This is a genomic window from Desulfosoma caldarium (assembly GCF_003751385.1).
Taxonomy (GTDB): domain Bacteria; phylum Desulfobacterota; class Syntrophobacteria; order Syntrophobacterales; family DSM-9756; genus Desulfosoma; species Desulfosoma caldarium.
In genome coordinates this window covers 419,779-444,173 of record NZ_RJVA01000009.1, presented here as the reverse complement: position 1 = coordinate 444,173, position 24,395 = coordinate 419,779, and the positions used below count along the sequence as shown (strand labels likewise).

General features: G+C 56.7%; 20 protein-coding genes. 14 read left to right on the top strand and 6 right to left on the bottom strand.

Annotated elements, in window-relative coordinates:
- The first annotated feature begins 346 nt into the window (after positions 1-346).
- Together EDC27_RS16650 and EDC27_RS02540 are read left to right on the top strand one after the other, a co-directional pair.
- Positions 347-481 carry a hypothetical protein gene (locus EDC27_RS16650; RefSeq protein WP_281273098.1) on the top strand — a complete coding sequence of 45 codons (135 nt, stop codon included), beginning with the start codon at positions 347-349 and terminating at the stop codon, positions 479-481.
- A gap of 100 nt (positions 482-581) precedes the next feature.
- Entirely contained in the window at positions 582-971 is a 390-nt protein-coding gene (locus EDC27_RS02540; protein WP_123289040.1) for an amino acid ABC transporter permease, read from the top strand.
- A 30-nt stretch (positions 972-1,001) separates the two neighbouring features.
- Here EDC27_RS02540 and EDC27_RS02535 read toward each other — a convergent pair whose 3' ends face one another.
- Positions 1,002-1,346, bottom strand: a complete 345-nt coding sequence (locus tag EDC27_RS02535) for a CGGC domain-containing protein (protein WP_123289039.1) — start codon at positions 1,344-1,346, stop codon at positions 1,002-1,004.
- Between the two features lie 287 nt (positions 1,347-1,633).
- Between EDC27_RS02535 and EDC27_RS02530 the strand changes: the two genes are divergently transcribed.
- The 5 genes from EDC27_RS02530 (at position 1,634) to EDC27_RS02505 (ending at position 8,868) form a co-directional block, all read left to right on the top strand.
- Positions 1,634-2,890 carry a NupC/NupG family nucleoside CNT transporter gene (locus EDC27_RS02530; protein WP_211334744.1) on the top strand — a complete coding sequence of 419 codons (1,257 nt, stop codon included), beginning with the start codon at positions 1,634-1,636 and terminating at the stop codon, positions 2,888-2,890.
- 21 nt (positions 2,891-2,911) lie between these two features.
- Positions 2,912-4,708 carry a translation elongation factor 4 gene (gene lepA / locus EDC27_RS02525; RefSeq protein ID WP_123289037.1) on the top strand — a complete coding sequence of 599 codons (1,797 nt, stop codon included), beginning with the start codon at positions 2,912-2,914 and terminating at the stop codon, positions 4,706-4,708.
- The gene (hemW, locus tag EDC27_RS02520) at positions 4,705-5,838 is read left to right on the top strand and encodes a radical SAM family heme chaperone HemW (RefSeq protein ID WP_123289036.1); all 1,134 of its coding nucleotides are present in this window, start codon (positions 4,705-4,707) and stop codon (positions 5,836-5,838) included. Before lepA ends, hemW begins: the two co-directional genes overlap by 4 nt.
- 226 nt (positions 5,839-6,064) lie before the next feature.
- Positions 6,065-7,516, top strand: a complete 1,452-nt coding sequence (locus tag EDC27_RS02510; protein WP_123289034.1) for a sensor histidine kinase — start codon at positions 6,065-6,067, stop codon at positions 7,514-7,516.
- Positions 7,513-8,868: a sigma-54-dependent transcriptional regulator gene (locus EDC27_RS02505; protein WP_123289033.1), complete on the top strand. Its 1,356-nt coding sequence runs from the start codon at positions 7,513-7,515 to the stop codon at positions 8,866-8,868. The genes EDC27_RS02510 and EDC27_RS02505 overlap by 4 nt, the downstream gene beginning before the upstream one ends.
- Before the next feature lie 17 nt (positions 8,869-8,885).
- On the opposite strand, the gene EDC27_RS02500 is transcribed toward EDC27_RS02505, so the two are convergent.
- Complete coding sequence (locus tag EDC27_RS02500) at positions 8,886-10,940, bottom strand: S16 family serine protease (RefSeq protein WP_123289032.1); 2,055 nt, start codon at positions 10,938-10,940, stop codon at positions 8,886-8,888.
- A gap of 330 nt (positions 10,941-11,270) precedes the next feature.
- Between EDC27_RS02500 and EDC27_RS02495 the strand changes: the two genes are divergently transcribed.
- The 6 genes from EDC27_RS02495 (at position 11,271) to EDC27_RS02470 (ending at position 18,611) form a co-directional block, all read left to right on the top strand.
- Positions 11,271-11,450 (top strand): hypothetical protein, encoded by a 180-nt coding sequence (locus EDC27_RS02495; protein WP_123289031.1) that lies wholly within the window; start codon positions 11,271-11,273, stop codon positions 11,448-11,450.
- Positions 11,451-11,504: 54 nt separating this feature from the next.
- Positions 11,505-12,080 carry a universal stress protein gene (locus EDC27_RS02490; protein WP_123289030.1) on the top strand — a complete coding sequence of 192 codons (576 nt, stop codon included), beginning with the start codon at positions 11,505-11,507 and terminating at the stop codon, positions 12,078-12,080.
- A 305-nt stretch (positions 12,081-12,385) separates the two neighbouring features.
- Positions 12,386-14,194 carry an SLC13 family permease gene (locus tag EDC27_RS02485; protein WP_123289029.1) on the top strand — a complete coding sequence of 603 codons (1,809 nt, stop codon included), beginning with the start codon at positions 12,386-12,388 and terminating at the stop codon, positions 14,192-14,194.
- Positions 14,195-14,510: 316 nt separating this feature from the next.
- Positions 14,511-14,915, top strand: a complete 405-nt coding sequence (locus EDC27_RS02480) for a response regulator (protein WP_123289028.1) — start codon at positions 14,511-14,513, stop codon at positions 14,913-14,915.
- Positions 14,916-15,157: 242 nt separating this feature from the next.
- Positions 15,158-17,077 carry a sensor histidine kinase gene (locus EDC27_RS02475; RefSeq protein ID WP_123289027.1) on the top strand — a complete coding sequence of 640 codons (1,920 nt, stop codon included), beginning with the start codon at positions 15,158-15,160 and terminating at the stop codon, positions 17,075-17,077.
- 22 nt (positions 17,078-17,099) lie between these two features.
- Positions 17,100-18,611 carry an ATP-binding response regulator gene (locus tag EDC27_RS02470; RefSeq protein WP_123289026.1) on the top strand — a complete coding sequence of 504 codons (1,512 nt, stop codon included), beginning with the start codon at positions 17,100-17,102 and terminating at the stop codon, positions 18,609-18,611.
- A gap of 487 nt (positions 18,612-19,098) precedes the next feature.
- Here EDC27_RS02470 and EDC27_RS02465 read toward each other — a convergent pair whose 3' ends face one another.
- The 4 genes from EDC27_RS02465 to EDC27_RS02450 form a co-directional block, all read right to left on the bottom strand.
- Positions 19,099-19,767 carry an amino acid ABC transporter permease gene (locus EDC27_RS02465; protein ID WP_123289025.1) on the bottom strand — a complete coding sequence of 223 codons (669 nt, stop codon included), beginning with the start codon at positions 19,765-19,767 and terminating at the stop codon, positions 19,099-19,101.
- Positions 19,768-19,785: 18 nt separating this feature from the next.
- Entirely contained in the window at positions 19,786-20,454 is a 669-nt protein-coding gene (locus EDC27_RS02460) for an amino acid ABC transporter permease (protein ID WP_123289024.1), read from the bottom strand.
- A gap of 7 nt (positions 20,455-20,461) precedes the next feature.
- Positions 20,462-21,265 carry an ABC transporter substrate-binding protein gene (locus EDC27_RS02455; RefSeq protein WP_123289023.1) on the bottom strand — a complete coding sequence of 268 codons (804 nt, stop codon included), beginning with the start codon at positions 21,263-21,265 and terminating at the stop codon, positions 20,462-20,464.
- 103 nt (positions 21,266-21,368) lie between these two features.
- The gene (locus EDC27_RS02450; RefSeq protein ID WP_123289022.1) at positions 21,369-22,493 is read right to left on the bottom strand and encodes an alanine dehydrogenase; all 1,125 of its coding nucleotides are present in this window, start codon (positions 22,491-22,493) and stop codon (positions 21,369-21,371) included.
- Positions 22,494-22,959: 466 nt separating this feature from the next.
- On the opposite strand from EDC27_RS02450, the gene EDC27_RS02445 reads away from it, so the two are divergent.
- Positions 22,960-24,219 (top strand): NAD(P)/FAD-dependent oxidoreductase, encoded by a 1,260-nt coding sequence (locus tag EDC27_RS02445; RefSeq protein ID WP_170161530.1) that lies wholly within the window; start codon positions 22,960-22,962, stop codon positions 24,217-24,219.
- The last annotated feature ends 176 nt before the right edge of the window (positions 24,220-24,395 follow it).

Sequence of the window (24,395 nt, the reverse complement as noted above, 5' to 3'; positions counted from 1 at the left end):
GTTGATTTTTGCCCACCATACCAGCTTTCTATGGAGACGATCGCAAAACTCAATACTAGAACACATAACTATCAACATATAGTATTGAGCTTAAACAACCCCACGGTCTTATCCAGTATTTTCGCTGGAAGCGGCAAAAGGCTTTTTAGGAGGAAGACGGTGAGAAGATTGGGGCGTCTTTTGGTGGTATGCCACTGCCTTTTTGAAAGTCCAGACAAAAGTCTATCCATTGGCGAACGATCCTGGCGTTTATATGGAAGCTTTGCAAGAGCATTGGGAGAAAGGGCACGGGTTATTCCAATGACCGTGCCCCGAAGTCACGTAATTGGGCATGAATCGCTGGGGCATGACCCGAGAACAATACGAGCACCCGAATTTCCAACGTCATGGCCACCGCATTCTTGAGCCCGTGATGGACCACTTGGTGGCGTTACACAGTGAGGGATACCAAATTCTGGGCGTGGTGGGCATGGGCGCATAGATGCCATTATCGTTGGATAGGCCTATGCGGTGAATCAAATCAAAGTCGATCCGTCCTATGAAGTTCTTGGTGAGGCGCGAACAGGACAACCGCCGCCGTTTTGGGCCTTGGACTCAACGGCGGCGCGTACATTTTGAAAATCATCCGCGGCGCCATGGCCTCTGTTGAAAGAGGGCAGATGAATGCGGCGAGGGCTCTGGGTTTGACATGGTTTCAAAGCATGGTACACGTCATCGGCCCCCAGAGCCTGCGTGTCGCGGTGCCTCCTTTGGTCAACGCCTTTTCTGCCGTTCTGAAAGAATCTTCACTGGTTTCCGTCTTGGCGATCACGGAACTCACGCGCATGAGTCAGCTCATTTACACGCGCACTTTTCGTGCCTTTGAAGTCTATTTGGCCGTGGGTGCGCTTGACTTTCTTCTGACGGCCGGGGTATCCGCCGTGTCGCGCCGTCTGGAGCAACGGGCTTACGTCGGTGGTCGCATGGTTTGACCTTCACGGCGCACGTCGTGTCGGCCGCAATTAGTGATAATCGTGGGTGCCCAAAACCACGGGAACACCGAATTTGCCTTGGAGCATTTCGGCCATCTGTTCGGCCGTGGCGTAGGGGCATCCCGGTTTGGCGTTGACCAGGCATGAACTGAGATAAATGGCATCGGGCTTGATGTCCGACATTTTCATGGCCACGCCCATATTGGGTACCGTCGTCCGCCCGGGGCACTCACAGCGCACAAATGCCGTCACATGCACGGGTTCGCTGAATTGGCCTTCTCCAAGAGCCGCCGCCTTGAGGCAGCGCCATTCGCCCGAACACCCGTAGCCGCTGTCCATGTAGGCCCCGCATCCCACAATGGCCACCTTTTTCATTGTCCAGCCCTCCTGTGTTCCGGTGACATGCGCCCTTGTTTTGGCGCCAGCCGTTCCAGCGCCGTACCTGAAATTCCCTTGACTCCCTGGTTGTCTTTTATTTCACAGACAGGAAGATGAATCAACCATTTTATGAAGACCTATGATCTGACAAGATCCATGAACCCTCATTGGCACCAACGGGACACTTGACATGGTCTTTGATCGGGTGTGGCGGGGCCAACGTGTCGTTGACCCTTAGGTGAGCCCTTGATAATGTCGGCCCGAGCCTAGACGGAACAGGGGGAATGATGTTGCGTTTTCAGAGCGCGTTGGGCGTGGTGGTGCTTTTGTTTATCGCGTGGATGTTTTCAGAAAACCGGCGGCGGCTTGCTTGGAGGTCGGTGTGGGGAGGCGTTGTGCTGCAGCTGGGCATGGCTGTGGCCATGGTCCATGTGCCGAAGATTCAAGAAGTTTTTTTTCTTCTGCATCGCGTGGTGCAGGTGGTCTCCGAGGCGACGGAAGCCGGAACGGGACTGGTTTTCGGCTACCTTGGGGGCGCTCCGTTGCCCTTTGAAGTGAAGTCCGGAGCTTCGGCCTACATTTTGGCATTTCGAGGGCTGCCCTTGGTGGTGGTCATGAGCGCTTTGTCTTCTGTGCTGTTTTACTGGAAGATCATTCCATGGGTGGTCCGCGCTTTGGCGTGGTCCCTTCGCAAGTCCACGGGGCTTGGAGGCGCCGAAGCCCTGGGCACCTGTGCCAACATTTTTGTGGGCATGGTGGAAGCCCCTGTTTTGGTGCGCCCCTATCTGGAAACCCTTTCGCGCAGCGGGCTCTTTACCTTGATGACGGCCGGCATGGCCACCATTGCCGGCACGGTGATGGTTCTTTATGCAAGCATTCTGCAAAAGGCTCTTCCCGGTGTCATGGGCCATCTCCTGGTGGCTTCCCTCATGAGCGCGCCGGCGGCCGTGGTGGTGAGCAAGCTCATGGTGCCGCCATCCGAGGCGTCGTCTGAAACCGACGAAACGACCTTCGAGGTGGTTTCGGACGCGCGCAGTACCATGGATGCGGTGACGCAAGGCACGGTGGCGGGCTTGTCGTTGTTTCTCAACATTGTGGCCATGCTGATTGTTTTTGTGGCTCTCGTGCATCTTGCCAACGCCATTCTTGCCCTCGTACCCCCTTGGCATGGAGAGCCATGGACGATTCAGCGCCTTTTGGGCGCCGTCATGGCCCCCGTCACGTGGCTCATGGGCATGTCCTGGAGTGAGGCTCAGGTGGCCGGGCGCCTCATGGGGATCAAGACGGTCCTCAACGAATTCATGGCCTATTTGGACCTGGCGGCTTTGCCTGAAGAGGCGTTGTCGTTGCGCAGCCGACTCATCATGACCTATGCCTTGTGTGGATTTGCCAACATGGGGTCTTTGGGAATCATGATCGGGGGGCTGGGGGCCATGGTGCCGTCGCGGCGCTCGGAAATCGTGGCCCTTGGCATGCGATCCATTGTGGCCGGCACGTTGGCCACCTGCGTGACCGGTGCGGTCATCGGCATCTTTTATTGAACCGTTAGGAAAGAGGCGTTCATGGAACACCTTCGCAATTTTAGCATCATTGCCCACATCGACCACGGCAAGTCCACTCTGGCCGACCGCCTCATTCAGGCGGCCGGACTCGTGGATGCGCGGGGATTTCGCGACCAGATTTTGGATACTTTGGATCTGGAGCGAGAGCGCGGCATCACCATCAAGAGCAACACGGCGACACTTCCCTACACGGGCCTTGACGGCCGTACCTATCAGTTGAACCTCATCGACACCCCAGGTCATGTGGATTTTTCCTACGAGGTTTCCAGAGCTTTGGCGTCGTGCGAAGGCGTGCTGCTTCTGGTCGACGCCTCTCAAGGCGTGGAGGCCCAGACTCTGGCCAACCTTTACGCGGCCATGGAGCATGATCTGGTCATTGTGCCGGTGATCAACAAAATCGATCTGCCCTCGGCCGATGTGGATCGGGTCAAGGGAGAAATCGAAACCGAGCTGGGCCTTGAAGCGGACCGCGCCATATTGTGTTCGGCCAAGGAAGGCTTGGGCATTCAGGATGTCTTTGAAGCCATCGTCTCGCGCATTCCGGCACCTCAAGGGGATCCGTCAAAGCCCTTGGCCGCCCTGGTTTTTGATGCGCACTACGACCCGTTTCGCGGGGCAGTGGTGGCGTGCCGAGTCTTTGACGGGCGAGTGCGGGTGGGGGATCACATCCGCTTTCTTTCCAACGGCGCGGTCTACAAAGTGGAGGAAGTGGGGCTCTTTCGCCTCAAGCGCGAACCCCGGCCGGAGCTGGAAGCCGGCCAAGTGGGTTACATCCTTGCCGGGATCAAGACGGTGAGTGATGTGCGCATCGGAGATACGATCACCCTGAATGAAAAGCCCGTTGCCGCAGCTTTGCCAGGCTTTCGGGAAGTGAAACCGGTGGTGTTTTCGTCCATTTATCCTGTGTCTTCGGACGACTATGCGTCCCTTCAGGACGCCCTGGAAAAATACAAACTCAATGATGCGGCGCTGGTCTATCAAAAGGATTCGTCGGCCGCTCTGGGCCAGGGCTTTCGGTGCGGTTTTCTCGGATTGTTGCATTTGGAAATCGTTCAGGAACGGCTGGAGCGCGAATACGATCAGTCCATCATTATGACCATTCCCAGTGTGCAATATCGATTCACTCTGGATACGGGCGAGACGATCACGGTGGAAAATCCTCAATATTATCCGGATCCCGTGCACATCAAAGGCACGGAAGAACCTTACATTCGAGCGGCCATTTTGTGTCCGGATCGTTACATGGGCGCCGTGCTCAAGCTGTGCACGGAACGCCGGGGGGAAAACCCGAGGTTCAGCGTACCCGGTCCGGGTCGTGTGGAGATCGTCTGTGACATGCCTTTAGCTGAAGTCATCTACGACTTTTACGACCGGCTCAAGACAGTCACCCAAGGCTACGGCTCCTTTGACTACGAATGGATCGGCTACCGCTCCAGTGACCTGGTGAAGTTGGACATTTTGGTCAACGGTGAAAAGGTGGACGCTTTGTCCCTCATCGTTCACCGAAATCGCGCTCGAACCTGGGCCGTGCAGGTCTGCGACCGGCTTAAGGAAGAAATTCCCAGACATCAGTTCAAGATAGCCATTCAGGGCGCCGTTGGGGGAAAGATCATTGCCCGATCCACCATTTCTGCCTTTCGCAAGGATGTGACGGCCAAGTGCTATGGAGGAGACATCACACGAAAGCGCAAGCTTTTGGAAAAGCAGAAAAAAGGGAAAAAGCGCATGAAAATGGTGGGTTCCGTCTCCATTCCACAAAGCGCCTTTGTGGCGGTGTTGAAAACGGACAAGGAATGACGGAGGAGCACAAGGCGGTGGCCGACGGCCCGGGGCTCTATGTCCATGTGCCGTTTTGCCGAGGCAAATGCGCGTACTGCGCCTTTTATTCCACGGTGCAGGAAAGCTGGATGCCCGACTATGTGGACGCGCTGTTGCGGGAAGCGGATGGGTACCGCGACCGTTTCGGCCCCGTGGACACCCTGTATGTGGGAGGCGGCACGCCCAGCTTGCTTTCCGCGCCTCTGCTGCGCCGAATGCTTCGAGGTTTGCGCCGGCGCTTCGCCTGGGTCGAAGACTGCGAAGTGACCTTGGAGGCCAATCCGGAAGATGTTTCTGGAGACGCGGTGGCTTTGTGGGCCGATGAAGGCATCACTCGGGTGAGTGTGGGCGTGCAGGTGTTGGATGAGGCCTTGTTGAAGAGGCTGGGCAGGCGACATACGGCGTGCCGAGCCCTTGAGGCATTGGAGACGCTGCGCCGTGCCGAAAGCTTTCATCTGAGCGTGGATCTCATGTGGGCCGTGCCGGGGCAGAGTTTGTCCCAATGGATGAAGACCCTTAAGGACGTTTTGTCGTTCAACCCGGAACACCTCTCATGCTACGAACTGAGCGTGGAACCGGGAACGCCTTTGGCGAATTCCGTGGCGCAAGAGCGACTTTTTAGGCCGAGCGAAGACACGCTCTGCGTCTTTTTCGAAACGACGTCGAATTTTTTGCAAGACCGAGGCTATATTCATTACGAAATTTCCAACTACGCGCGGTCGGAAAAATGGATGTCGCGCCACAACGGCAAGTACTGGCGGCGGGTTCCCTATCTTGGGTTGGGGCCGGGAGCCCATTCTTTTGACGGCCAAAGGCGGTGGGCCAATGTGCGGTCCGTGGCGCGCTACGTCGCGCAGCTTCGAGACGGCGCCTCCTGCGTGGACTTCATGGAGGAACTTTCTGCCGAGCAGGCGCGCCTGGAGCGGCTCTTTCTCGGTTTTCGCACCCGTGAAGGCGTTCCCATGGACGTCGTGGGCGCAGACGAAGCTGCGGTCTCGGCGGTTCACAAAGCCCAGGCGGACGGTCTGGTCCAGGTTCGAGACGGCTTTGTGGTGCCCACGCGAAACGGGTGGCTGGTGGCCGATCGGCTTCCACTTCTGTTTCCGTGACGGTTAAACTAAAAGAGTGGTGTTTCGGTTTGCTGCGGGAGCGGCGCGAGCCGCGATGGGCATGTGCTCGGCGATCAGCGGGCGAGCGATCTTTTCAAGAGAATCGCGCCTTGCGGCGCTTCCGCGCCGAGACAATACCCCGGCGAAGGTTCTCTCATTCAGCGGGGTGATGGACCTCGCCATGACCGATACGAGAAGGTGACAAAAAGGTCCCGAGGGCGAAGCCATGCGCCTACCTTTGAAAATGAAACTAAACATTCGCCAAAAGATCGCCTTCGGCCTCTGGGCGCTGACGGTGTGCGTCGTAGGGGTTGGAGGCCTCTCGTACAAATATCTGTTGGATATTGAGCAAAAAATTCATTTCGTGGAATATGCGGACGACCTCAGCAACACCATTTTGGAAATGCGCCGTTATGAAAAAAACTTCTTCTTGTATCAATTGGAAGATGCCCTGCAGGAAAACGAGGATTACCTGAACAAGGCTTTGACCATGATTGAGAATTGGTCTCCTCACATGCGGCGGCTGCACGGGGGGGAGTCCTTGAAGGCCCTTCGAGCGGAACTCGTGGGCTACCAAAGCGTGCTGAAACAACTGCAAACGAACCGCTCGGCGAGCGATGTGGAACTTCTGGAAAACAGCATTCGCGAGAGAGGCAAGAACTTGGTCGAGCTGGCCAACCAGTTAGTGGCCTTTGAGAGGCAGCGCATTCTGGACATCATTCGATCCCTGAAAACCCAGTTGGTTTTGTCCTTGGCCGTTTTGATTGTTTTCACCATCTTCTTGATGCCTTTTGTGAGCCGAAAGATCATTGGGCCGTTGCGCATCATCGAAGAAAGCACCATGAAGATTGCTCATGGAGATTTTCGGCCTGTGGACGTGCCGCAAACCCATGACGAAACCCAGCAGGTTTTGGAGGCCTTTAACCGCATGGTGGACGAGTTGAAGCGGCGCCAGGACCAGTTGGTGCAGACGAAGAAACTGGCATCCTTGGGCATTCTCACCTCCGGCATCGCCCATCAGTTGAACAACCCGCTCAATAACATCTCCACGTCGTGCCAGATCGCCCTGGAAGAAGTGGCGTCCGGAGACACAGATTTTCTGCGCCGTCTTCTGGTCAATGTGGAACAGGAAGTGACCAGGGCCAGGGACATCGTTCGAGGTCTTCTGGAATTTGCCCGTGTCAAGGAATTCACCATTGCGCCCACCCCGCTGAAGCATCTGGTGGAGCGCACGTTCCGACTGATTTCCAGCCAGGTGCCCTCCGGCATCTCCATGGAAGCCGATATACCTGAAGACCTCGTGGTGCCTTTGGATTCCCAGCGGATGCAGCAGGTCTTATTGAACCTTTACATGAACGCCATTCAGGCCATCAAGGATGGCACAGGAAAGATCACGACGCGAGCGTGGACGGATCCGGCGAGGGAAAAGGTCTTTATCAGTGTGGAGGATACGGGTGGCGGCATTGCTCCAGAAAACCTGAGCAGAATCTTTGATCCCTTCTTCACGACCAAGGAAGTGGGTTCGGGCACGGGGCTGGGCCTGTCCATCTGCTACGGTATTGTGGAGCAACACCGGGGAACCATCACGGTGGTGAGCCACGAGGGGGAAGGCACGCGTTTTACCCTCACGCTGCCCCTCAAATCCCCTGTCGCGGTGCAAGACGGTGAGAAGGCATGACGGCGGCGCAGATTCTTGTTGTGGACGACGAACGCATCGCTCGGGAAAACCTGGCCCATGTGCTCAGTAAGGAAGGCTACCATGTGGTGATGGTCGACAGCGGAGAAAAGGCGCTGCGGGAGTTGGAAAAACAGACCTTTGACGTGGTCTTGACGGATCTTCGCATGGAAACCCTTGGGGGCATGGCGGTTCTCGAACGATGCAAGGAATTGAGCCCCACCACGGAAGTCATTATGATCACCGGCTATGCCAGCGTCTCTTCGGCTGTGGAGGCCATGCAAAAGGGAGCCTATTACTACCTGCCTAAGCCTTTCAAGCTGGACGAAGTGCGCCACTTGGTTCGCAACGCTTTGGAGCGGCGACGTCTCCACCAAGAAGTGCAGGAATTGCGCCGGCAGGTGGTCCAAGGGGACACCAAGGCACTTTTGGTGGGCAAGAGCGCCAAGATTCAGGCCCTGCAACGAATGATTGAACAGGTTGCGCCCACCGACTGCAATGTCCTCATCCTTGGGGAAACGGGCACAGGCAAAGAACTGGTGGCCCGCGCCATCCACGTCCTGAGCCCGAGGAAGGAGAAACGCTTCATGGCCATCAGCTGTGCGGCCTTTTCCGAAGAACTCTTGGCCAACGAACTCTTCGGCCATGAAAAGGAAGCCTTCACGGGAGCCGGGAATGTCAAGATCGGCCTGCTGGAAGCCGCCTCGGAAGGCACGGTCTTTCTCGACGAGGTGGGCGACATGCCCCTTTCCATGCAAGTCAAGCTCTTGCGCGTTCTTCAGGAAAGGAAGCTTCTACGCGTCGGGGGCACCGAAGAAATCCCTGTGGACATTCGCGTCGTGGCGGCCACCAACAAGGATTTGTCCAAAGAAATGGCCACCAAGAAGTTTCGCCCGGATCTCTATTACCGCCTCAACGTGGTCACACTTTACGTGCCCACCCTGGCCGAACGCAAGGATGACATTCCCTTGCTGTGCCGCCATTTTCTAAAAAAGGCAGCCACGGCTCAGGGCAAGGAGGTGCACGACATCGCTCCGGAAGTTTTGGATATTCTTTTGCGTTACGAATTTCCAGGAAACGTGAGGGAACTGCAAAACATCATTGAACGGGCCGTGGCTCTGGCCCAAGGATCCACGATTTTGCCCGAACACCTTCCTCCGGACCTGCAGCAGATCACGCTTCGCGTGAGTCGCCCGCCTTTTCGAGAGTTCCTCACACTGGAGGAAGCGGAAAAGGAATACATTCTCTGGGTGCTCAAGAAGGTTCGAGGGAACCGAACGCGCGCGGCGCAAATCTTGGGTATCAACCGCGCTTCTCTGTGGCGGAAGCTCAAATCGTACAACCTCGCCGATTAGAACCCTTCGGCCTGGTGTCAGATGCGGCATGGAGTTTTGGGTTCCTGGGGAACAGACAACGGCTCAGACGCCAAGACTTCCTCCACGGCCTGCAGAATTTCCCCGAAGGTCAGGATGGTGAGGCCTTCCAGAACGTCCGCGGGCAGGTTTTCCACCTCTGCTTTGTTCCCTTCTGGCAAAATGACGGTCCGCAAATGGGCCCTTTGAGCGGCCAAGAGTTTTTCCCGAACGCCGCTCACCGCCAGCAGACGCCCCCCCAAGGTCATCTCGGCGCTGATGGCCACATCGCAGCGAGCGGGCCGCCGAGTCAGCAAGGACACCAGGGCCAAACAAATGGTGGCTCCTGCCGAGGGACCATCCTTGGGAATGGCGCCGGCAGGGATGTGGATGTGGATGTCGGTCTCCTGAAAAAAGTGTGGATCTATTCCCAAAGCCTCCGCGTGACTGCGCACAAAACTCAAGGCCGTCTGAGCGGATTCCTTCAAAACGCTACCCAAGGAACCCGTCAGGATCAATTGCCGAGCACCTGGCATGCGCGTCGCTTCCACAAAAATAATTTCCCCGCCCAGTTCACTCCAGACCAAACCTGTGGTGACACCGACACGTGGGGCGGTGGCTGCCGCCGTGGGCGCATACCGCGGTGGCCCCAGCAGTTCCTTGACGGCCACCTCATCGATGTATTCGGGTTGGCCGAGAATCTGGGTTCCCTGCACGTAGGCTCGAGCAAGTTTTCGGCAAATCGAAGCAATTTCCCGTTCCAGTTGCCGCAGTCCGGGCTCTCGCGTGTAGTCTCGCACGACAGCCCTTATGGCCTCATCGGTAAAATGGACCTTGCATCCTTCCAAAGCGTTTTCGCGAAGCTTCTTGGGAATAAGATGTCGTTGAGCGATCTGCTCCTTTTCCTTTCCCGTGTAGCCTGAAAATTCAATGACTTCCATTCGATCCAGCAGGGGACCGGGTAGCCTCTCCACCACATTGGCCGTGGCAATAAACATGGTCGCGGAGAGGTCAAAGGGCACATCCAGGTAGTGGTCCATAAAGAGGGTATTTTGTTCGGCATCAAGAATCTCCAGAAGCACCGACGCGGGATCTCCTCGAAAGTCTTGGCCGATCTTGTCGATTTCATCCAGCATCAGCACAGGGTTTCGAACCCCCAGGCGCCGAATCTCCTGAATGATGCGCCCCGGCATGGCCCCCACATAGGTGCGCCGATGCCCTCGCAGCTCCGCCTCATCCCTCAGCCCGGCCAGGGACATGTGGGCGAAACGCCGCCCAAGGGCCTTGGCAATGGAGCGGCCGATGGAGGTCTTGCCTGTTCCCGGAGGTCCTGAGAAGCATAGGACCGGGCCTCGAGCCATCTGCATGTGGCGTTTCTTTTCTTTGATGGAGCGCACCAGGGCGCGCAGCGCGTCCAGTTGCACGGGCTTGGACAAGTAGTGCACCGCGCCCTTTTTCAAGGATTCCACGGCGGAATCCACCGTGGCGTAGCCTGTGATGATCACGGTTTCCGCGTGCGGCGCTTCCTTGCGGGTCTGTTCCAGGAGCTGTAAACCGTCCAGCTTTTCCATCTTAAGGTCGGTTAAGATGAGGTCGAAGGGGCAGGCTTTGATTTTCCGCAGAGCTTCTTCGCCGTTGGCCGCCGTGTCCACGCGATAGCCTTCCTTGCGCAAAACATACTCTAGATTCGTGCGGGCGATCTGTTCATCGTCGACCACGAGGATCTGAAACTCTTGAAGAGAACACAGCGTGCGCACCGCCAGATACTCCAAGATCCGTTCCTTGACGGGCTGAAGCCCGTAATGGTCCGCCTCCAGCACGGCGTGCACATGGTCCAATCGAAGATCGTCTTCGGTAAAATGAAACCAGGGCAGGGAGACGAGGTAATCGAGATAGGTGATGCCGATGCCGTATTCCGCCGTGGAGGGATCCAGGCTTTCCAGAAGTTCCAGTTCCTTAAGCACCACCCGATGCACATGATGGGGAAGTTTCGCCTTGTGGACGGCAGCCCGCAGCACATCCAGCTTGCCGATCTGTCCCTCGGGATCGTCCTGGGATTTGCGAAAAAAAATCATAGCCCTGTCCTTTCCTGCCTCACTTCCGCCACACCTCGCCTCGGCCTCGTTCCGTGCGCCTCAAGGCGATGCATTTTGCAACGACATCTTCGGGAAATGCAACGTTTCATAAGAAACTGGTTTTTTAAGCTTTTTCTGTTTATCTTTTTAAATAGTTGCATTATGCAACGTAATGAGCGAAAGGGGATTAACGGGGGTGATGAAGAAAAACTAAGCCATATCAACAGGGTGACGAAACAACGCCGAATCGGCACGACTCTTGACATGGAGTGAGGATAACCACAGAGGGTGCAAGGCGATGCCGGGAACCCTAAAACCGAGGAGGAAGTCATGAAACGGTGGAAAGAAAAATTGGAGGCCATGGCGGCGGCGGTGTCCTTTGCCGAAGCGGGCGATTGGAAGACCGCCCGGGACTTGATGCGAAAAGGCGCTGAGGAGCGCGCGACGGTGCATTCCCAAAAACGCTCTCGTCCGTCCGATCGCCCTCGTGCTCGAATGTATCGAACTTAGAATGTTGTGGCAAGCGTGCCGGCGTTGACCACATCCACAAAAGGGGGGATGAAGATGCTGAAGAAGATCAAGAAAATGATGAAAAAGGATCGTCCCCGGACCCAAGATCCCGTGACCGAAAAAAAGGATCTGCTCAGAGAACGGGTTGAAGAGCAGATGGTGGCGGCAAGCCTTGCGGAAGCCGGCCTAGCAAGCGAGGCTCAGGACATGCTTCGCGAGGCAGAGTTGGCTCGGCGCAAGATTCTTGTGGTGGGCCGCGAAGATCGCATATCGGATCCTGTTATTCATTACGCCGTGGGCTTTGCCGAGCGCATGGGGTACGACGTTGTGGTTTTGAATGTGGTGCCGCTTCCTCGAGATGCTTCCCGCACGCCGGCGGCCATGGAGCAGATCGTGCAAGAGTATGAGCGTTCCTGTGTCGCCTGTGTGAAGAAGCTGGAAGAACTGTGTCAAGGGCGAGGGATTTCGTGTACGCACGTTTTTAAGACGGGTTCCGTGGAAGACTGTGTGCGGGAAGTGCATGAAGAGATCAAGCGCATCGAGTTTGTCATCAGCGAACCAGACATGCCTGAAGAGGCGCTTGCCGGCGAAGAACCCCGGGTGATCCCCGTGTACTGTTTGGCCCACTGAAAAATCATGGTCGCGTGCCTGCAAAGACAAGGCTCTTCTTCCTGGAAGTGCGGCCTTTGGTGAACACAAGGGGTAAAGGTCGTCTTTCCGGGAAGAAGTCTGTGTCTGAAAGCGGACCAAGGGGGCTGGAGCGTGTGGGCACGACGTGGAGACGGGCAGCACAGAAAGGGAAGCGCATGACGGGACATTTTGTGTTTTCCGTTGGTTTAGTGGCCGCGGTTTTTTTTCTCTGCTACTGGTTTCGAAAAGATAACCGTTGAAGGTAGAAAGAAAGCGAGGATGGTCGGGCAGGTGAAGGAGGCTCTATGACCCAGGACATGATTCTGACTCTATTGGTGCTCTTCCTTGCGGTGTTCCTTTTTATCTCTGAATGGGTTCGGGTGGATGTGGTCAGCATTATCATGATGGTCATCCTGCCCCTCATGGGTCTTGTCACCCCAAAGCAGGCTTTTGAAGGCTTAAGCAGCAACGCCGTGGTGTCCATTATTGCCGTGATCATCATCGGGGCGGGTTTAGATAAGACAGGTGTCATGAACAAGGTGGCCTCTCCCATCATCAAGTTTGGAGGACGCAGTGAAACGCGCATCATGTGCCTTGTGGCCGGCACGGTGGGTGTGATTTCCAGCTTCATGCAAAACATCGGGGCCGCGGCGCTTTTCTTGCCGGCCACCCAAAGGGTTTCCAAGCGTTTGGGCATACCCATCTCCAGGCTGCTCATGCCCATGGGCTTTTGTGCCATCATAGGAGGGACCCTTACCCTGGTGGGCGCCAGCCCGACCATTCTCCTCAATGACCTTCTTGTGGTCAAAGGCCAGAAGCTTGAACCCTTCAATCTTTTCACCCAGACCCCCATTGGCGTCGCCCTTCTGGTCAGCGCTCTGGTCTACTTTGCCCTTTTGGGCCGAAAAATCCTTCCGGACGTCCAGGGCGAGGAAGATGCAGGCATCACGGCCAAGCTCATCAGTGCCTACAATGCCTTGGATGTGCCCTATGAAGTGGAGGTGCCGGAGAGCTTTTCCGGGCCACAGGCCCTCGCAGCCCTGCGCATCCGCCAGGACTTTCTCGTCTCGGTGGTGGCCATCGGAAACCCGCGCACGGGCTCTCGGCGCTTTTCCGTTCAAGGCCGAGACACCGTAGGGCCCGGAAATGTTCTGGTGGTTTTAGGGGACGAGGATCGTGTGCTCAAGATGGCCGCCTATTATGGATGGAAGGTGAAGCCGAATTTGGAATTTTTTGCCGACGACTTTGCTCGAACCAATGCCGGCTTGGCGGAAACCATTGTGTCCCCGCGCTCTGAATTGATCGGAAAAACTTTGAGCGAAGTGGATTTTGTGCAACGCTTTCGGCTCAACCCCGTCGCCGTGCAAACCAAGGACCGCATCTACTATTCGGGCGTGAACCATGTGCGCCTCAAAGCCGGCGATATCATTCTCTTGCAGGGCATCTGGGCGCGTTTCCATATGCTTCGCAACATGCCCCAGCCTCGTGCTTTGACGTTCGCCACTCCCCTGGAAGGCGAAATCCTTCGGCCGGAAAAGGCCAAATGGGCGGTTTTTTGGCTGGCCTTGGCCTTGACGCAGACGGTCTTTTTTGACGTCCGTCTTTCGGTGGCCCTCATGTCCGGCGCTTTGGGCATGGTGGTCACCAGGGTCTTGTCCATTGAAGAAGCGTACCAGTCCGTGGACTGGATGACGGTTTTCCTGCTCGGTGGCCTCATCCCTCTGGGCATTGCTTTTGAGCAGACCGGCACGGCGGCTTTTATCGCCAATAAGATTCTGTCGGCCGTCGGTCACGTGCCGCCCATCGGGTTGATGGCCCTCGTGGCTCTGCTCACCTCAGCCTTTACCCTAGTCGTTTCCAACGTGGGCGCCACGGTCTTGATGGTTCCGTTGTCCATGAACATGGCCATCCTTACCGGATCGGATCCTCGGATGACGGCCTTGGTGGTGGCCCTGGCCGCTTCCAATAGCTTTATTCTGCCTACACACCAGGTGAATGCTTTGATCATGAGGCCTGGAGGCTACCGCACCGCCGATTATTTAAAGGCCGGCCTTGGGATGACCTTTATCTTCCCGGTGGTCATGTTGGGTATGATCTGGCTGTTTTATCTTTAGGATTCTGGCCGGCAAGGCTCTTCTTAGGATTCCGTCCGATCCCCTGAGGAGCTTGTCCGAGAAGGCCCTTTCGGTTGGTGCTTGGGAGCGGCGTGGCGCTGATCAAGGCATCGCGGCGTGCATAGCTCCAGGAAAAGACATGTTCAAACAGGGCCCCGTCAATCGGCGGTTGCCGGGGGCGTTTATTGCGGTGCCAAGATGCATGAGGCCTTGGCACCGCGCTTTTTTGGGGATATGGTGAGAGCAAAGCGGACGACCTTCGGGGAGCGAAGGCCCAAGCCTGCAGGAGTGGGCGCTTGCAACAAAGGAGGGTGGTATGAGCACGGCGAAAAAAATCTTGGTCATCGACGACGACCCAGAAATCTGCCAGGCCATGGAAACGATTCTGGGGGACAACGGGTACGAAGTCTATGCAGCGACGGACACCGTTCGTGGGGAGGCTTTGTTGCAGGAACGCCAGCCTGATCTTCTCATCTTGGACATCATGATGGCCACCATGCATGAAGGGCTGGATTTTGCCGCGAAAATCAAGAAAAAGGAAGGCCCTTACGGCCTGCCCATCCTCATTGTTTCGGGTCGGCCGAGTTCGGAAAAAGGGTACCAGCGTTCGGTGGAAGAAGACCTGGACTGGATTGCGGCGGACATCTTCATGGAAAAACCCGTGGACCCCGAGGATCTTTTGCGCAACGTGGAAACCCTTCTATCGCGACGCAAAGCCTGAGGCCGGCCGTGTTGGCCTCGGCGCAAACACCTTTAGGATCGCCCTTTCTAGGCGAAACTGTTCAAGACAGCGGCGCATCGTGAGCCAACTCATGGGGCGTGAGTTGTTCTGCCTGGAACTCTCCCTTTTCTGAAATCGTTCTCTCGTCGCGCAAATCTTTCCTACGCTTGAGGCTTCGGGTTTTTGGGAATAGGGGAGCCCACATGCGCCGGCACGGAGCAAGCCCGGTGAGGGGCTAGGTCATGTGGTACCGATCCCTTGGCTTGAGACTCATTTTTGTCGTCGGCGCCGTCACATCCGTCGTCTTTGCCGTGTTCTTTTATGGGACATTGCAAACGCAAAGCCGCGAGACGCTAGACGAAATGGTGCGAAGCGTTCATTTGGCGAGTGAAATCGTGCGCCGATCCCTTCGCTATGACATGCTGCAGTATCAGCCGGAGCGGCTGCATCGTGCCATCGACACCATCGGAGGACACGAGCGGATCGATAAAGTGCGCATCTTCAATGCTCTTGGCCGAATCATCTACTCTTCTCACAAGGCCGAAATGGGCACCTATTTGGACAAATCGGCCGAACAATGCTACGCCTGCCATACGCGCGAAGAACCCTTTGAGCGGTTGGATACGGCGGAGAGAACGCGGATTTTTCAATCCGAAGCCGGCTATCGTGTCCTAGGCATGATCAATCCCATCTATAACGAGCCGGATTGCTTTAACGGATCGTGCCATGTGCACCCACCGGACCAAAAAGTGCTGGGGGTTCTGGACATCGATGTGAGTCTGGAAGGCATGGACCGGGCTTTGGAACGCATGCGCACCCACATGTTTCTTCTGGCCGGTTGTGCCGTGATAACCATTGCAGCGATCCTTGTGGTGCTCATCCATCGATTTCTCAACCGGCCCTTACAGCAGCTCCTTCAGGGCATTGAACGCGTGAGCGCCGGGGATTTGTCCACGCCCATTGTGGTTCATTCCCGCGATGAGATCGGAGTTTTGGCCAAATCGTTCAACACCATGACCGAACGATTGCGCGCGTCTGAAAGGGAACTTCGAGAGTCCGAAGCCAAGTACCGGTCTTTGTTTGAAAACGATCCCAATCCCATTTTCGTTCTGGACCTGGAGACGTTTCACATTCTGGATGTGAACATTCGCGCCGTGGAAACCTACGAATACAGCCGCGAAGAATTGCTGGCCATGTCCTTTTTGGATTTGGCGGAAGAAAAAGACGCCCAAAAGATTCGAGAGTTGGCCACGCAAGCCTGCATCTTTCTTCCGCGAGTGCGGCATCGAAAAAAGAGCGGGGATTATCTTTACGTCAATATTCATTCATGCCCTCGGCTGCATTTGGGCCGGGACGTCATCATCGCCAACATTGCCGACATCACCGATCGCGTGCAGACGGAAGCGCAACTCATTCAAGCGGCCAAGATGGCCACCTTGGGCGAAATGTCTGCAGGGGTGGCCCACGAACTCAACCAGCCCTTGAACGCCATTCGCATTGGGTGTGAGTTTTTCCTAAAGAAGGTACGCCGAGGTGAACCCGTCGAAGCGCACACCATGGCCAAAGTGGCGACGCAAATTGTTGAGCAAGTGGAACGGGCTTCCGGTATCATCAATCATTTGAGGGAATTCGGCCGAAGGTCGGACGCCTTTGAAATGGAGCCCGTGGACATCAACCGCCCCATTCAGGACGTGTTCACCGTGTTGGGCCAACAGCTTCGACTGCGGGAGATCCGCGTGGAACTGGATTTGGCCCAAGGACTGCCTCCCGTCCTCGGGGTGGCCAATCGTTTGGAGCAGGTTTTTCTCAATCTGGTCATGAACGCGCGGGACGCCATGGAAGAGAAGCGGCAAAGAGGCGAGGACGAGGAAATGGTCCTGTACATCCGGACCTTTCAGGAAGGCGATAAAGTGGTGGTGATGGTCCGTGATACGGGCACGGGCATTCCCGAAGGGATTCGGGAACGCATCTTTGAGCCTTTCTTCACCACCAAGGAAGTGGGGCGAGGGACCGGTTTGGGGCTTTCCATCAGTTACGGCATCATCAAGGAATGCGGAGGAAGCATCGAAGTGCACAGCGAAGAGGGCCAGGGCACAACCTTTCGCCTGACCTTTCCCGCGTGCCAGGAGCCGGAAATGTGGGCGGGGTGGCGTGCCGTGTGATTCCACAAAGGCGGAGTGGGCCATGAGAAGGATTCTTGTGGTGGATGATGAGGAAAGTACGCGGGAGCTGCTGGCTTTGAGTCTTCAAAGCGACGGCTATGAAGTCCTGTGCGCCGAAGACGGCTACAGCGCCATGGAGATCTGCGCCAACCATCCGCCGCAAATCGTCCTCACCGACATCAAAATGCCGGGCATGGACGGTATTGAGCTCCTTCGCCGAATCAAGCATCTCAACGCCGACATCGAAGTCATCATGATCACGGGGCACGGCCAAATGGAACTGGCCATTCAAGCGCTGCAGCTGGAGGCTTCGGATTTCATCAACAAGCCCATCAGTGATAACGCCTTGAGTGTGGCGCTTCGGCGTGCTGAGCAAAAAATATGGATGCGCGAAAAACTTCGAGAATACACAGAAAACCTGGAATGCATGCTCAAACAAGCCACCGACGAAATCCGCAAGCGCTACGACTTCGAACACAACCTCATTCAAACGTCCATGGACGGAATCATCGTGAACGATCGGGACGGCAACATTATTTTGTTCAGTGAGGGAGCATCGCGCATCTATGGCTACAGTCGGGAAGAGGCGGTCTGCGGTCTCAAGGTCACGTCCCTTTATCCTGAAGGGGAGGCGCGCCGCGTGAAAAAGCTCATCTATTCACAGGAATACGGTGGGCCGGGGTACCTGGTTAACTACGAAACCACGGCGCGAACCAAGGACGGGCGCCTCGTGCCCATTCTGCTTTCTGCGGCCCTGCTCTACGAGGACGGCGAGGAAGTGGGCACCGTGGGCTATTTTAAGGATATAACGGAGGTCAAAGAGCTCCAGGCCCGTCTTCTCGAACAAACCCGGCTGGCGGCCATGGGAGAAGCCATGGCGGAGGTCGCTCACGGGGTGAAGAACATCCTCTATGGGATGAAACTCGGAGCCTACATGGTGGAAAAGGCTTTGAGCCAAGGGGATCGGGGCCGGCTGGAAAAGGGCTGGGACATGGTTCGAAAAAACATGGATCGCATCGCGCGCCTGAGCCTGGAGATGTTGGATTATGCGCGCGGTAAAAGCCGGCGTCGAGAGGCCATAGCCATCAATGATGTGATCAACGATGTGTATCAGGAACTGAGTAAGCGGGCCCAGGAGGAAGGAGTTCGACTGGAGCTGGAAACGGTCTGCGATCTTCCTTATCTATTTGGGGATGTGGAGGCCTTTCATTCCTGTGTGCTGAACCTCATGACCAATGCCCTGGAAGCCTTTGGCGAAGAAAGCGTTGAAAAGCGCGTCACGTTGAGAACCTTTGTTCAGGAAAACCGCTGGATTTGTGTGGAAGTGGAGGATACGGGGCGAGGGATTCCACCCGAAGTCCAAGATAAGATTTTTCATCCTCTTTTTACGACGAAAGGGGCTCGAGGCACAGGCCTAGGCCTGGCCATTGCCCAAAAAATCGTCCAGGAACTGGGGGGTGTGATGGATTTTCACACCACACCCGGCCGAGGGACCACCTTTAGGCTGCGCTTTCCTCTTGTCACATCCCAATAAAACCCCTTGTGTTCACTTCCACATGCACGGCTGACCGTCTCCATGAAAAGCTCGGCTACCGACCGATGGATTGGCGGGGGAAGCGGTTTGAGACTGTGCCTTCCGCGTGATGCTGTAGGAACGGCGCCGGCCACGAGGCCATTTTCGGGCTTGCGGTGCTCCTGCAACACGTCTTCTCGAGCGGGGCCTAGGCTTCCCTACGCACGGTGTGGCCTCTGTGATAAGGTCGACGACCATTCCCTGCCAGCTGGACCCGAGCCCCTCTATTGGGTTTAACGAACAAGCGGTCAAAGACTTCACATCTCGCCGGCGCGTTTTTGGCGTTCTGCGGCACGAGCCAGCCTTTGCACATTTTCCCGGGCTTCGTTTGCATCAAAGTAAAGCATCCACCGCGCGCTCACCGTCTTGAAGAGCCCCGACAGAGATGCGGCCCTGGTGCAGATTCCGCCTTCTTTGAGTTCCGCTGCGCCCATGAAGGCGACGGGTTTTAAAGCCCGACAAAGTCCATGTGAAGCTTCTTTTCCAGGTAATTGGCCAGATGGATCAAAGGGTAACAGACCGCAAAGTATAGAAGCCCCACCAACCCAAAAACCATAAGCCCTTCCGGAATGCGCTGCACCGTGAACCAGCCCACGCGAGTTACATCGGTGACGCCGATCACGGAAACCACCGACGAGTCCTTGATGAGCAGCACGTATTGTCCGACAAGCGGTGGTAGGATGGTTTTGATGGCTTGAGGAACGATCACGTAACGCATGCGCTGAAACCAGTTGAGGCCCGAGGCTTTGGCGGCTTCCATCTGGCCTGAAGGGACCGCCAAAAGCCCCGCTGCCACGATCTCGCAAATGTAAGCCGCCGCGTACAAAGTGAGGCTCACGACGGCCGCGGTAAAGGCTTCCAGATGAACTCCCCATTCGGGCAGAATAAAGAAGATGATAAAAACCTGCACCAGAAAGGGCGTGCCCCTCATGAAATCCACATAGGCAAAAAGAAGTTTTCCCAGCACGGGCACTCGAAACGCGCGAACGATGCCCGTCACACACCCGATGACCGTGCCCATGACGAGGCTCAGGCCCGAAACGGCCACAGTCATCCACAGGCCCTTGAGAAAAAAAGGCAGAGTCTGGGCCAGCTGTTTGAGGTAATAGAGCCACATGGTCGAAAAGGTGCACTCCTATGCCGGGTGAACAAAGATGAGCTTTTTTTGCCACCAGGACGACAAGGTTTTGAGCGCATAGTAGATCATCAGATAAAGCAAGGCCGTGGTGAAAAAACCTTCGGCGGGCATGAACCGCTCGGATGTGAGGATCTGGCCGGCTCGGGTCAGTTCAAAGACGGAAATGAGGGACAACAGAGCGCTGTCCTTGACCAGCACAATGGCCTGGCCGAGAAGCGGCGGAATGGTGATGCCCAGAGCCTGGGGCAGCACGATGTAGCGCATGCGCTGCAAATAGGTTAGGCCAAAGGCGATGCCCGCTTCGATCTGCCCCCAGGACACCGAAAGAACTCCAGCTCGAAGGATTTCAGCCATATACGCGCCGCTATTGAGCGACAGAGCCAAAATACCCGTGTGGTGCTCGGGCAGCCGAACCCCAAGGCTCGGCAGCCCGAAGTACAAGAAGTAGAGCTGGGCCAGCAGGGGCGTGGAGCGTATGGCTTCGATATACGCTGCTGCTGCCGCCGAAAGGAACCCAAGCCGAGACAATCGGGCGCCGCAGGCGAGAATCCCCACCAGCAAGGCCCCAAAGAGCGACAGGGCCGAGAGCCACACGGTGGCCCACAGCCCTTTGCCAAAGAGCGGCATGTAGTCCAGGAGCACTCGAAAGTTAAAGGCTTCCAGCATGCCGGCCTCAGTGATCTTTTTTCCAATCCAAAGACTTCACCCAGTAGTTGATGTTCTCATCATAGCGCCCGTCTTCTCGAATCCATTGAAAGAAAAGGTTGATCCATTGCAATAGATGGGTGTCTTCTGGACGCACGGCAAAGGCCAAAGGTTGCTTGGACAGACGAATGGGAAGAATCTCGATGCTGTTTGGCGGGAATTCCTGCATTTGGCCCACCACGGCGGTTTCGTCGTTCACGCCGATGTCCGCGTGGCCCGCCAGCACGGCGTTGATGAGCAGCGGGCCGCCGCCCTTATAGGATTTGATCTTGGCCTTGGGGAAGAAACGCTTGGCTTCCACTTCTCCGGTGCTTCCCAGAAGAACCGCAATGGTCACATTTTCTTTGTTGCAGTCTTCAATACTCTTGAAGGTGCTGCCTTTTTTCGCAAAGACGACGGCTCCCGTGTAGTAAAAGGGATCGGTGAAGGACACCTTGAGGGCGCGTTTCAGAGTGGCCGTCATGTCGGCGGCCAAGAGATCGGCCTTCTTGGAAAGAAGCGCCGGAATCAGGCCGTCCCAGTCGTAGTCCAGAAAGGTGACTTTGACGCCCATCTCCTGGGCCATAAGTTTGCAGAATTCCACAGAGCTTCCCGTTCGCACGCCGTTTTTGTCCACGAAACTGAAGGGAGGGCCTTGCGTCTGAACGGCTACGCGAAGCTCTCCCCTTTGAAGGATTTCCTGAAGGGTGTCGGCCGGCGCTGGAGCGCTTAGCCCCAACAGAAACACCGTCGCCATGCTCACAATCCACAGCCTCGTTGCCCATCGTTTCATGATTGCCTCCTTGCTCTCGTTTCAGGTCAAGAACCGGCCGGCGTCCAAACGCCGGCATGCTTCGGCAGGGTGGCTAAAACAAACGGGGCCACAGCGCGTGTGTCTAGAGGCGCTTCAAAGCCTCGTGAGGCGGTATCCAGGGGCGCTGCTGAAATTTTCCCGCGTCATGCCAGGTCAGCGTGCCACCGATGGCCGTGACCCCTTCCAGCAGTGCCGGTGAGCGTCGCAACGCGTCTGGAATACCATGCTGAGCAAGGGCCCTCAAGTACGGAAAAACCTCAAGAGCCAGCGCTTGGGAGGCCGTGTGTGCCACCGTTCCCGGAATGTTGGTGACCGCATAGTGGATCACGCCGTCGACTACCCACACCGGGTCGGCGTGGGTGGTGTAGCGGTCGATGGTCTCCACGGCGCCGCGAAGGTTGGCCGTCACATCCACGATGATGCTTCCCTTTTTCATGCGCCGCACGAGAGCTCGGTCGATGACGTGATGGTCGCTATGGGGAGGCACCGTGGCGGTGTTTACCACCAAATCCGCTTCGATGACATAAGGCGTCACATCCACCACATGGGCGTTGTGAAGATGCACGTTGGCCGATGCGGTTTCCGCAACCGCGCGAAGGGTGCGCTGGTTGATGTCAAACACGTGCACGCGACATCCTAAGGCTGCAGCGACGCGCGCCGCCTGACGGCCCGCTTCCCCCGCTCCAAGGACAACGACCACCGGCGTTTCTAGCCCGGGATAGGCCACCAGGCTTTTCCCCACGCCCCCGCGGTGATTCCAGAGAAACTGCATGCCCTGTAGCACGGCCTGCTGCCCGGCAATGACGCTCATGGGGCGAAGCAGAGGAAAGGAACCGTCCGATTCACGCACATTTTCAAAGGCAATGGCGGTGAGGCGCTTTTCAAGAAGCATATCCACAAGCTTGGGCCGCGTTTCACTGTGGAGATAACAGAATAGAATCTGCCCTGTTCGAAAGAGGCTGAACTCCTCTTCAACCGGTTCCTTGACCTTGACCAGCAGGTCCGCCCCGTCGCTCACCTCCTCGGGCGATTCCACCACCCGAGCTCCGGCCTCACCATACGCCTCATCCGAAAATCCGGCACCGACTCCAGCTCCCCTTTGTACGATGACCGAGTGCCCGTCGCGCACCAGTTGCGAAACATTTTCCGGCACCACCGCCACACGGTATTCCTGCGGCTTGATTTCTTTAAGGATGCCCACACGCATGGTTTTGCTCCTTCTCGGTTAAAAATCCATACCACAGTTTTCTTGATCCGCCGAACTGCTTTGTCTTCCCCCTGGCCATCATGGCGGCCCTCGATCGTACCGCATGGATCAAAAGACCTGCCCTGAGGACGAGAGTCCTCGAACGGTGTGATCCTGTTCGCAGCATCATGGAAACACGGGGACGCCGGACCTTTCCTTGCAGCTCAGGCCGTTTCCGAAAAGCTGAGCTGCGCTTTACGCAAATCGCATAAGAAATCCTAGACATTTCATCTTGTCGTAAAATCACAAGGACCTATGGACAAAGGGTGCCGATGAGGCATCACTTCTACATAAATCAAGATGTGACCCCCTAATCAGGAGGAGGGGATCGACAGAAGGTCTTGAAACTGGCAGTATGGCTGCCGGCCGTGATCGTGGTGAGGAAAAATCGGGCAAAGGGCTTTCAGGCCTGAAAAAGGACGAGACGATGGGGACACAAAAACCGGATGTGGCCATTGTGGGAGCCGGTGTCATGGGGCTCATGACCGCCTATTATCTTCGACAGCAGGGGGCGACGGTCACCGTGCTGGAAAAGGGGCGGTTACCGGCGGGAAGCTCCTACGGCAATGCGGGCCTCATCGTTCCGAGCCATCTGCAGCCTTTGTGTTCCCCGGGAAATGTCAAGGAAGGCGTGCGGCACCTGCTGAACTCGACCGGCCCCTTTTCCATCGCCCTTTCGGCAAATCCCCGACGCTGGGTATGGCTCGGCCGTTTCGTGCGCCACAGCACCAAAGGGCATGTGCGCTATGCCGTAGGGATTTTCAAAGAACTGGCAGACAGAAGCCTGGAACTCCACGATGCCCTGGCGCAAGGTGCCGGTTCGGCCTACGAGTACGATCGCAGCGGGATTTTGTGCCTTTATGAAACCCGGAATGCGTTCCTGGCGGCAATCAAGGATGCGGAAGAACTGACGCGAGCCGGCCGCCCGGCTCGGGTTTTGGATGCGCATGAGGTTCGCGAACGGATTCCTTTCGTGGGAAGATCCATCCTCGGCGGCGTCCTGCAGGAACCGGACGGGCGTCTGAATCCGGCGGCTTTTGTCTCGTGGCTTGCAGAACAGGTGCGCCGTGCTGGAGGCCATATCCTGGAAGAGACCGAAGTTTACGGCGCCACCTTGGCTGGTTTTCAGCTCAGGGAACTCAAGACCACGAGAGGGCCCGTGAAAGCGGACCAGTTTGTGCTGGCGGCGGGGGCCTGGACGGGGCGCCTGGCCGCCATGATGGGTCGCAGACTGCCTGTGGAAGCGGCCAAAGGATTCAGCATCACTTACGAAAAACCCGCTGCTGCTTCCTGTGTGCCGCTGCTCTTGGAAGAAGCGCGGGTGGCCGTGACGCCGTTTGCCCATGCCCTTCGGCTTGCGGGTGTCCTGGAACTCTGCGGCCTGGACGATCGGCTTTCGGCACGACGCATCGAGGCCATGGAACGTGACCTTCTTAGAACCTTGCCGGGACTGGCCCCTCTCAAAGTCAAAGAAATTTGGCGCGGCTTTCGACCCTGCACCCCGGACGGTTTGCCATACATCGGCCGGCTCCAGCGCCTTCGCAACGCGGTGGTGGCCACAGGCCATGCCACCAAGGGCATCTTTCTCGCTCCGGTTACAGGCCGTCTGAGCGCGGACCTGCTGGCCGGCGATTCCCTGGACCCTCTTCTGTGCAAAGCCCTGGATCCCCAGCGGGCGGCCAGGTGACCAGGGATTTCGGATCGAAGCGTCGTGGCGGTCTTCGGCACGCCCTTGGATGGCAAACCCGGTGGGTTTTCTCTCGCGTCTTCAGGGGGTGCTCCGTGCCATGCTGAGACAGACGCCAGCCCGACAAGCCTTTCGTCAAGACTCTTGCATGCTTTGTCCAAGAGTTTGCTCCAAGA

Excerpts from the sequence above, each read along its gene's own strand:
- EDC27_RS16650 (WP_281273098.1), top strand. The coding sequence starts at position 347 with ATGACCCGAGAACAATACGAGCACCCGAATTTCCAACGTCATGGCCAC.
- EDC27_RS02535 (WP_123289039.1), bottom strand. The coding sequence starts at position 1,346 with ATGAAAAAGGTGGCCATTGTGGGATGCGGGGCCTACATGGACAGCGGC.
- EDC27_RS02530 (WP_211334744.1), top strand. The coding sequence starts at position 1,634 with ATGATGTTGCGTTTTCAGAGCGCGTTGGGCGTGGTGGTGCTTTTGTTT.
- lepA (WP_123289037.1), top strand. The coding sequence starts at position 2,912 with ATGGAACACCTTCGCAATTTTAGCATCATTGCCCACATCGACCACGGC.
- hemW (WP_123289036.1), top strand. The coding sequence starts at position 4,705 with ATGACGGAGGAGCACAAGGCGGTGGCCGACGGCCCGGGGCTCTATGTC.
- EDC27_RS02510 (WP_123289034.1), top strand. The coding sequence starts at position 6,065 with ATGCGCCTACCTTTGAAAATGAAACTAAACATTCGCCAAAAGATCGCC.
- EDC27_RS02505 (WP_123289033.1), top strand. The coding sequence starts at position 7,513 with ATGACGGCGGCGCAGATTCTTGTTGTGGACGACGAACGCATCGCTCGG.
- EDC27_RS02500 (WP_123289032.1), bottom strand. The coding sequence starts at position 10,940 with ATGATTTTTTTTCGCAAATCCCAGGACGATCCCGAGGGACAGATCGGC.
- EDC27_RS02495 (WP_123289031.1), top strand. The coding sequence starts at position 11,271 with ATGAAACGGTGGAAAGAAAAATTGGAGGCCATGGCGGCGGCGGTGTCC.
- EDC27_RS02490 (WP_123289030.1), top strand. The coding sequence starts at position 11,505 with ATGCTGAAGAAGATCAAGAAAATGATGAAAAAGGATCGTCCCCGGACC.
- EDC27_RS02485 (WP_123289029.1), top strand. The coding sequence starts at position 12,386 with ATGACCCAGGACATGATTCTGACTCTATTGGTGCTCTTCCTTGCGGTG.
- EDC27_RS02480 (WP_123289028.1), top strand. The coding sequence starts at position 14,511 with ATGAGCACGGCGAAAAAAATCTTGGTCATCGACGACGACCCAGAAATC.
- EDC27_RS02475 (WP_123289027.1), top strand. The coding sequence starts at position 15,158 with ATGTGGTACCGATCCCTTGGCTTGAGACTCATTTTTGTCGTCGGCGCC.
- EDC27_RS02470 (WP_123289026.1), top strand. The coding sequence starts at position 17,100 with ATGAGAAGGATTCTTGTGGTGGATGATGAGGAAAGTACGCGGGAGCTG.
- EDC27_RS02465 (WP_123289025.1), bottom strand. The coding sequence starts at position 19,767 with ATGTGGCTCTATTACCTCAAACAGCTGGCCCAGACTCTGCCTTTTTTT.
- EDC27_RS02460 (WP_123289024.1), bottom strand. The coding sequence starts at position 20,454 with ATGCTGGAAGCCTTTAACTTTCGAGTGCTCCTGGACTACATGCCGCTC.
- EDC27_RS02455 (WP_123289023.1), bottom strand. The coding sequence starts at position 21,265 with ATGAAACGATGGGCAACGAGGCTGTGGATTGTGAGCATGGCGACGGTG.
- EDC27_RS02450 (WP_123289022.1), bottom strand. The coding sequence starts at position 22,493 with ATGCGTGTGGGCATCCTTAAAGAAATCAAGCCGCAGGAATACCGTGTG.
- EDC27_RS02445 (WP_170161530.1), top strand. The coding sequence starts at position 22,960 with ATGGGGACACAAAAACCGGATGTGGCCATTGTGGGAGCCGGTGTCATG.